Origin of the sequence: Rhodoplanes roseus, from assembly GCF_003258865.1 — a bacterium.
GTDB classification, from domain to species: Bacteria; Pseudomonadota; Alphaproteobacteria; order Rhizobiales; family Xanthobacteraceae; genus Rhodoplanes; species Rhodoplanes roseus.
Map to the genome: position 1 here is coordinate 876 of NZ_NPEX01000375.1, position 3732 is coordinate 4607.

1 protein-coding gene is annotated in these 3732 nt (G+C 69.6%); it reads left to right on the plus strand.

What is annotated here, in order from left to right:
* Positions 1 to 71 precede the first annotated feature (71 nt).
* Positions 72 to 3614 carry a transcription-repair coupling factor gene (mfd, locus tag CH341_RS28430; RefSeq protein ID WP_111422484.1) on the plus strand — a complete coding sequence of 1181 codons (3543 nt, stop codon included), beginning with the start codon at positions 72 to 74 and terminating at the stop codon, positions 3612 to 3614.
* Positions 3615 to 3732: the final 118 nt, after the last annotated feature.

Genomic DNA, 3732 nt, shown 5'->3' on the forward strand with positions numbered 1-3732 from the left:
TTCGCCGCTGCGCGGCGCCCCGGAATGACCCCGTCCAGAGTCCGCCGGACGACGAAAACCAAAGACACCTCATGGCACTCGTAAAGACGCGTTCTCCGGCCGAGCTGTTGGCGCCCGGCCGCGCCCTGACCCTGTCGAGCGTCGCCGACGGGGCGGAGGGGTTCGTCCTCGGCGATCTCGCCCGCGCGGTCGCGGCCCGGCCGAAGCCGCCGGCCGTCAGCCTCGCCGTGGTCTGCCGCGACGGGCCCCGCATGGCCCAGCTCGCCCGCACGCTGCGGTTCTTCGCGCCGGACCTCGTCCAGCTCGAGTTCCCGGCCTGGGACTGCCAGCCCTACGACCGCGTGTCGCCGCATCCCGCCATCGTCGCCGACCGGATGATCGCGCTCGCCCGGCTCGCCCGCCTGAAGGGCTCGGAGCGGCCGACCGTGCTGCTCACCACCGTCAACGCGATCGTCCAGCGCGTGCCGGCCCGCAAGGTGGTGGCCGGGCAGGCGCTGTCGGCGGCGCCCGGCAACCGGCTCGCCATGGAGGGCATCACCCGCTGGCTGGAGCTCAACGGCTATCTGCGCACCGCGACGGTGCGCGAGCCCGGCGAGTATGCCGTGCGGGGCGGCATCATCGATCTCTATCCGCCCGGCCTGCACGACCCGGTCCGCTTCGACTTCTTCGGCGACACACTGGAGTCGATCCGCACCTTCGATCCCGAGAGCCAGCGCACCCAGGACCAGCTCCACGCGCTCGACCTCGTGCCGGTGGCCGAGTTCCAGCTCGTCACCGAGACGATCAGAAAATTCCGTCAGGCCTACGTGTCGACCTTCGGCACCGCCGGCTCGGACGACCAGCTCTACGAGGCGGTGAGCGAAGGCCGCCGCTATCCCGGCATGGAGCACTGGCTGCCGCTGTTCCACGACCGGATGGACACGCTGTTCGACTACCTGCCGGACACGCCGGTCGCGCTCGAGCCGCTGGCCGAGGAGGCCGCGCACGAGCGTCTCGCGCAGATCGTCGACTATTACGACGCCCGCAAGCAGGCCGTGACGATGGAGGGCGGCGGTCCGCCCTACAAGCCGCTGCCGCCCGACAAGCTCTACCTCACCGAGACGGAATGGCGTGAGAAGCTCGCCGACGGGCCGCTGGTGCGGGTCACGCCCTTCGCGACCCCCGAGGCTGCCGCCGAGAAGGGCAATGCCGCGTCGGCGGCCGTGATCGACGTCGGCACCCGGGCCGGGCACAATTTCGCGGCCGAGCGCACCGCCAATGCCGGCAGCGTGTTCGAGGCGCTGAAGGCCCATGTCGACAGGCTACAGGGCGCCGGCAAGCGCGTCGTCATCGCCTTGTGGAGCGAGGGCGCGCGCGACCGCACCAGCCACGTCCTGTCCGACCACAAGCTCGTCAACCTGACGAACGTCGCGACCTGGCCCGAGGTGCTGGCGCGTCCGGCGCTCGAGGTCGCGCTCGCCGTGTTCGGCATCGAGTCCGGCTTCGAGACCGACGACCTCGCCGTCATCGGCGAGCAGGACATCCTCGGCGATCGCCTGGTCCGTCAACGGCGGACCAGCAAGAAGGCGGAAAACTTCATCGCCGAAGTGACCAGCCTGTCGGCCGGCGATCTCGTCGTGCATGTCGATCACGGCATCGGCCGCTTCATCGGGCTGAAGACGATCCAGGCGGCGGGCGCCCCGCACGACTGCCTGGAAATCCACTACGCCGGCCACGACAAGCTCTATCTGCCGGTCGAGAACATCGAGCTCTTGTCGCGCTACGGCTCCGAGGACATGGCGGTCGAGCTCGACCGGCTCGGCGGCGCCGGCTGGCAGACCCGCAAGGCGCGGATGAAGCAGCGCATCCGCGAGATCGCGGGCGAGCTGATCAGGATCGCGGCGGAGCGCCAGCTGCGCGAGGCGCCGCGGCTCGGGCTGCAGCAGGGGGTCTACGACGAGTTCTGCGCCGGCTTCCCCTACGACGAGACCGAGGACCAGAACAACGCCATCAACGCCGTGCTGGACGATCTCGCCGGCGGCCGGCCGATGGACCGGCTGGTGTGCGGCGACGTCGGCTTCGGCAAGACCGAGGTGGCGCTGCGCGCCGCCCTCGCCACCGTGATGAACGGCAAGCAGGTCGCCGTCGTGGTGCCGACGACGCTCCTGGCCCGCCAGCATTTCCGTACCTTCTCGAACCGCTTCCGCGGCTTCCCGGTCAATGTCGCGCAGCTCTCGCGACTGGCGACCCCGAAGGAGACGGCGGAGGCCAAGAAAGGCCTGCTCGAGGGTCAGGTCGACATCGTGGTCGGCACCCACGCGCTGCTCGGCAAGACCATCAAGTTCAAGGATCTGGGCCTCGTCATCGTCGACGAGGAGCAGCATTTCGGCGTCTCCCACAAGGAGCGGCTGAAGAAGCTGCGCGCCGAGGTGCACGTGCTGACGCTCACCGCGACGCCGATCCCGCGCACCCTGCAGCTCGCGTTGACCGGCGTGCGCGAATTGTCGCTGATCGCGACGCCGCCGGTCGACCGCCTCGCGGTGCGCACCTTCGTCACGCCGTTCGATCCGCTGATCGTGCGCGAGGCGCTTTTGCGCGAGCGCTACCGGGGCGGACAAGCCTTTTACGTCTGCCCGCGGATCGAGGATCTGGCGGAGGCGAAGGAGTTCCTGGACAAGCACGTGCCCGAGGCGCGCGTCGTCACGGCGCACGGGCAGATGCCGGCGGCCGTGCTGGAAGACGTCATGTCGGCCTTCTACGACGGCAAGTACGACGTGCTGCTCTCCACCACGATCGTCGAGTCCGGCCTCGACATCCCGACCGCCAACACGCTGATCGTCCACCGCGCCGACATGTTCGGCCTGGCGCAGCTCTATCAGCTCCGCGGCCGGGTCGGCCGCTCGAAGACCCGCGCCTATGCGCTGTTCACGATCCCGGCGGGCCGCAAGATCACCCCGACGGCCGAGCGGCGGCTCAAGGTGCTGCAGTCGCTCGACACGCTCGGCGCCGGCTTCCAGCTCGCCTCGCACGATCTCGACATCCGCGGCGCCGGCAATCTCCTGGGCGACGAGCAGTCCGGCCACATCAAGGAGGTCGGCTTCGAGCTCTATCAGCAGATGCTGGAGGAGGCGGTCGAGAGCCTCAAGGCGGGCGTCTCCGAGCCGGTCGCCGACCGCTGGTCGCCGCAGATCACCATCGGCATGCCGGTGATGATCCCGGAGGACTACGTGGCGGATCTCTCGGTGCGGCTGGCGCTGTATCGCCGGCTCGCCGACATGGACGACGAGCGCGAGATCGACGCCTTCGCGGCCGAGCTGGTCGACCGCTTCGGCAAGATGCCGCCGGAGGTCGAGTATCTGCTGCGGACCGTGCTGCTGAAGGCGCTGTGCCGCCGCGCCAACGTGGCGAAGATCGACGCCGGCCCGAAGGGCGCCGTGATCTCGTTCCGCGACGACACCTTCGCGGATCCGGCCGGGCTCGTCTTCTACATCCGCAAGCAGGGCGTCGGCGCCAAGGTGCGGCCCGACATGAAGGTCGTGTTCTTCGACGACTGGGAAGAGCCGATCGACCGCCTCAAGGGCTCGACCGCGATCCTTCGCGACCTCGCCGCCATCGCCGACAAGAAGGCGGCGTGATAGCAGACGGGATCATCCATTCATCGCACGTCATGGCCGGGCTCGTCCCGGCCATCCACGTCCTCCTCCGCCGCGGCGCTGCAAAGACGTGGATGCCCGGCACGAGGCCGGGCATGAC